Raw genomic sequence first — 4,911 nt, 5'->3', positions numbered from 1 at the left:
ATCCTCCCGCGCCAAGCGCCTCGCCAGCTCCCTGACGTAGGACAGCAGCTCTGCCGGAGGTTCTGTTTTGCAGAAGTGCAGGACGAGTGCGGTCATTCTACCACCCCCGCCCGCAATTCTCACAAATCACGGGTTGCCTCGATGAGAAGCTTAGCGCCCATCGGATTGATTGCCGGGATACAGGCAATGTGCAGCTCTTCCGCCGCTTTCAGATTGCCGTCTACAATGATGCTGCGAGCTAAATCGCTGCCCTTGAGCGGGATTGTGTGAAAGGTATCCTCGTCATCGAACCAAGCTGCGAAAGCCAAGTCGGCCTCTGCAACCATCTGAACGGCGATCTCTGCGCGGTCCTCGTGAGAGTATTCGAGCAGCCTGCTAGTCGTATCATCTGCGAGATCGGCGAGCAGTTCTCCGAACTCGTCGATCAGCCGTTCTTTGTTATCCATTTTGAAAATCCTCCAAGGGCGCATTGATCCTTGGGCCGACTTATATCGCGCACACGGAGTCGCAAGCACTCAATCGCGATGGAGTCCATTCACCGCGAAGTCGTGAACGGACCTTACCGCGCTGTAATCTTCAAGCGTCCAAGACAAGTTTTACTTGACAAGTCAACCCGGTATCTATTCATATCACTAAAATGTGATCAGCGCGTGAGAATTCAAGAAACCGCTGTGAGACAGGCATTTCTTTGATTTTTCGGATTTGTAGAAGGGCGCGAGACGGCCGAACGGCCTCGACATTTGCCCTTTCATCGACTCTATTCGCGCGCACGTTACTGTCCCTGCGCAAGCCAGCTTCAAAAATTCAGAACGCCTCCGAGAGATCGGGGGCGTTTTTCGTTTCACCCCGAACATCAGAGAGTATCAATGCAAATGGCCGCCATCACCAAGCAACCGGTCTTCGCGCTCGATCTCATGTCGAACGCGCAGCTAGTCGATCAGTATGGTCTTATTCAAGACCCGGACTTCGATGCCGATCCGCACATGCATCAATGGCTCGACGCGGTTGGCGACGAGATCAGTCGCCGCGAAGCAGATGGGCGCTTTGCTGAGGACGAGTTCGATCATCTAGTCGCCGCCCGAAAATGAAAAAGCCGCCCATGGCGGGGCGGCTCTCTCAACACTCTCAACAACAAAACAAGAATTGTTTTATATGTCAAACAATACTGAAAATCAAGACCACCATAGCCGCGCGGTCTCCACCGGCGACGACAAGTTCGAATGGCAGCGCATCGTGCGCAAGCTTAGCGAGCTGACCGACGCTGAAGCCCGCGCAGCACATGCAATCGTCGATCACTTCAATCTCAAGACCAAGGACTGCTATCCAACGTATCTGCTGGTCGCCGATGAGTGTAATTTCCGCAGCACCGACCCCGTTGAGCGTGCTGTTAAGAAGCTCATCAAGCTTGGTATGCTGACCATCAAGAAGGTTGGACGCAAGGTCTGGTTCTATCCCTGCATCGCCGAAGAGCTGGCACACTTGGCTCGTCAGACCGACAAGGCTGTAGTCGCTCAACCTCGTCGCAATGGTTCTCGAAAGGCCGCTCTACAGCGGCCTATCAAAGATCAATACACCGCTGTAGAGCGGCCTATTCTTGACACGGAATGCAACGATACGCCGCTGCAGAGCGCTCCAATAGGCCGCTGTAGAGCGGCCCTAACAGATAATAGAACAGATAACTCTGTTGATAGAGAGAGTTCTAATAACAAACATCCAGTCTGTGGAGAGATATATAACTCTCTCCACACTGTAACTGAGAATGATGCGTCACAGGATGGAAGCGCGCCTATCGGCGCTTCCCATGAACCAGTCGTGTCATCGGAAGATAGGGGTGAAGCAATTTCACCCCTGCCGGTTACAGCAGACGTGTCGTCACCAAAGGGTGTGCAGATTGTGAACACCCTTGGGGCGGCCCATAAGCCGCCCCTGCGCAAGGTGGAGATCATCCACGTTCCGACACCGAGCTTGATGCTGAATACATCGAACTCATCTCACAGTGAGATGGATGCAGACGACTACTATCTTGATGACGACGTTCCGGAAGTAGACGAGGAAGCCATTCGGGCAGCAACTGAACAATGGGATCGTGAACACCCAATGACGACCCATGAGACAGCTATCGCCGCGAGGCGTGACGAGGCAAAAAGCTACATCGAATATCGCAAGCAGACCAATCATCCAAACGAGGAAGTTGTAAAATGACAGCGCAAATCATCCCCATGTGCGCCACCCGTAAAACCGAGAGACCAACAAGTAGTAGTCCTACGGCGAAGCCTCGTAGTACGACGCTATCAAAAGCGGAGGCCGATGACGGCGCGACATGGCTTGTCGGCTATCACTTGGAGCGCGCGCAGGCTGCAATGAAAGCGCTGCGGAGTGGTCGGACGATTGAGTTCATGCAACCGCTGTTGGAGGCACAATGATGCGTGTATCTGATCGCATGTCCCGGCCGAACCATCAGCCTGTCACGGTCACGACCCGTGGACCGACTACCGGCCATGTTCGCGAGTTCGCCACATTGGGTGAGCTGTTGGATCATCTCGGAAGTGAGCCGGAGGTTTTGACCCAAGTTGGGCCGAAACCTAACCCGGAGCTGCAGGACGCCATCGTCGCCGCCGATATCGAGGCATACCGGGCAGCACTCGTCACTGCCGTCAGGCTCGACGCCAGCCTCGACCGCGAACTGCTCAAGGCCGCAGAACTGATCGCCGCTGCTGCTACACCGGGCACGCGCGATGTAGTCGTAAAGATCAATCACGCCATGCTCGCACAAATCCAAAGCCTCCGTTGCAGGGGATACATCGTATCGGCGAAAGGTCTGGGCGATCGGAGCTGGCGCTGGCGCTGTACGTTGTCGTCGCGCTGGGTGCAGGCTGCAGGATTGTAGTCGCGCAATCCCCGGATCGCGCCTCTCGGCGTTGCGGGACGCGACGGGCTTGGGTCATCTGCCCGTCTGAGATGCCAATATCTCGTTGCGTTATGAGAGGGGCGTTTTCCGTCTTATGTCTTGACTGGCCCGGATTGCATCCGTGACGTTGAACCTCACCACGTTCCTGCGCAGCATCGTATTCGTCGGCATGGGGCTTCGTGACTGTCAGTTTCGGACAGTGACAATCACGACTTGACATCTAACGCAAGTACCAATAACTGGCCGCCGCTTTCGAGCATGGCGTAACGTAGCGCTCGATCTCAACTTCGGATGCACGGTGAACAAGAAGCCGATATCCAATAGTTTGTAAGTTGGGACGAAACCTCATCAGGCGATAGGTTTCTGCGCAATCTGCGCAGATACTCACATTCCAGTGCGAGGTTATTCGGCAACTTGCCGAGAAACCGACCCGCTGCACCATGCCGACGCCAACCATGATCCGGCATCTGAAATGTGGTTGGCGCTAATGCTGGCTGATATCGACCTTGAGATGTTGCCCCTCTCGCTGGGCCTGCCTCTCACCCGCTATCGATCGCGCCAGTCTCTGGTTGTAGTTCGCCTCAGCCAGCGCTCTCTGCCATATGTCAGCATCGAAAGGTTGCTGCTGTTCAGCGTGGTTGAGGATGCAGCCATCCCCGGCCGTCCAGTAATTATCCGGATGACGCTGGGCGATCGGTGCTATGGCGCAGACCCGCAGGTCCGGCTCTATTCCATCCCCAGCATATGCACTGGTGGCGAGGACCAATGCTCCCGCCAATACGACTGCGTGACGCCTCATGACGCGCGTACTCCTGCCGCTTCTAAGGCTACTACCTGATACACGTTAATAAACCACCTAGACCAGACCACAACCTTTAGGCGTTGCTGGGCGGCGTGGCCGCTGAGAGCCCCATAGCGACTCGCGTGTGAGTCCGTGACGACAGGCAGCACTGATAGCCAGCACCAGAGCTAACGCACCACGCGCCACGGCTGAGTCAGCAAGCGCCGTTCTGGCTGGCGTGTTCGTCAGGACCCGCTGCACAAGCTCACCATGCCCTATGGGCAGATAGAACAGCCAACGCTCATCTTCCCCCATGAGTGAGCAACGCGAGCGCTCGCCCATCTCCGTTTGAATGACGGCGACGACTGACGGCTGTTGCCGGGAGCGGGTGAAATGAAGCGATAACCATTCCGCAATGGTCAAAACGGTTACCCGGTTGTTTGGCTACGGCATCCGTGTGGCGCTCGCGCTGGCCGTAGAACTACGGGCGACAGTTGCGGATGCACTCGTCAGGAAATGAAGCCTAAGGAACTGCAAATAATAGGATTTGGGTCCTTGTTCCCGGCGCGTGGATCAGGGTGGCGCTCGCGCTCGTGGGTTCACAACATTCGGAAAATCAGCAAGGGCGGACACCACCATTATGTCCGAAACGGTACAAAACTTACATTGAAAGGCAAAACCTATGACTGAAACAACGCAAGACGCTGGCATGATCAGCGAGGAATTAGCGGCGCGCTTGCTGTGCGTCGAGACCACGGAACTCACGAAGCTGCGGCGGATGAAGATCGTCACGCCTGTGACGACAAGCCCTGTCAAGTATCGCTTGTCCGACGTGGTTCGCGAGTACGTCAAGCATTTGCGCGGCGAAAAAGCATCCGCTGCAGAGTGTGCGCAACATCTGGACCTGAACCGGCGTAACTTTCACGATTTGATTGATCGTGGGGTAGTCGGCCGCCAGCCTGAGCGTGGCTACGTGCTGGCCGATGTTCGCCTCTCCTATATCAGGCATCTTCGGGAGACTGCTGCTGGCCGGTCAGAAGCAGCAGACCCGATCGCATCAGCCCGTGCTCGCCTGCTTACGGCCAAGGCAGAGCAGGCGGAAGGCGAAGCCAAGCGGGCTAACTCCGGCTACGCGCCGATCTCAACCCTCAAGGTCGCCTTGGCGCGATCGATGACGGCATTACGCGAGCTTCTGCTCTCCACTCCCGGACAGCTCGCTCAC

General features: G+C 56.1%; 5 protein-coding genes. 4 read left to right on the top strand and 1 reads right to left on the bottom strand.

Annotated elements, in window-relative coordinates; all coding sequences use genetic code 11:
- Positions 1–119: 119 nt before the first annotated feature.
- Positions 120–446 (bottom strand): hypothetical protein, encoded by a 327-nt coding sequence (locus AS156_RS00695; RefSeq protein WP_066498607.1) that lies wholly within the window; start codon positions 444–446, stop codon positions 120–122.
- Between the two features lie 426 nt (positions 447–872).
- Here AS156_RS00695 and AS156_RS00690 point away from each other — a divergent pair, with 426 nt between their 5' ends.
- The 4 genes from AS156_RS00690 to AS156_RS00665 form a co-directional block, all read left to right on the top strand.
- Complete coding sequence (locus AS156_RS00690; protein ID WP_066498661.1) at positions 873–1,088, top strand: hypothetical protein; 216 nt, start codon at positions 873–875, stop codon at positions 1,086–1,088.
- A gap of 64 nt (positions 1,089–1,152) precedes the next feature.
- Positions 1,153–2,202 (top strand): hypothetical protein, encoded by a 1,050-nt coding sequence (locus AS156_RS41655; protein ID WP_136625952.1) that lies wholly within the window; start codon positions 1,153–1,155, stop codon positions 2,200–2,202.
- Positions 2,203–2,419: 217 nt separating this feature from the next.
- Entirely contained in the window at positions 2,420–2,887 is a 468-nt protein-coding gene (locus AS156_RS00675; RefSeq protein ID WP_066498647.1) for a hypothetical protein, read from the top strand.
- 1,484 nt (positions 2,888–4,371) lie between these two features.
- A partial coding sequence (locus tag AS156_RS00665) for a hypothetical protein (RefSeq protein ID WP_066498620.1) occupies positions 4,372–4,911 on the top strand: 540 nt, incomplete at its 3' end.

Origin of the sequence: Bradyrhizobium macuxiense (assembly GCF_001542415.1) — a bacterium.
Taxonomy (GTDB): Bacteria; Pseudomonadota; Alphaproteobacteria; order Rhizobiales; family Xanthobacteraceae; genus Bradyrhizobium; species Bradyrhizobium macuxiense.
This window is presented reverse-complemented; position numbering and strand designations above follow the sequence as displayed.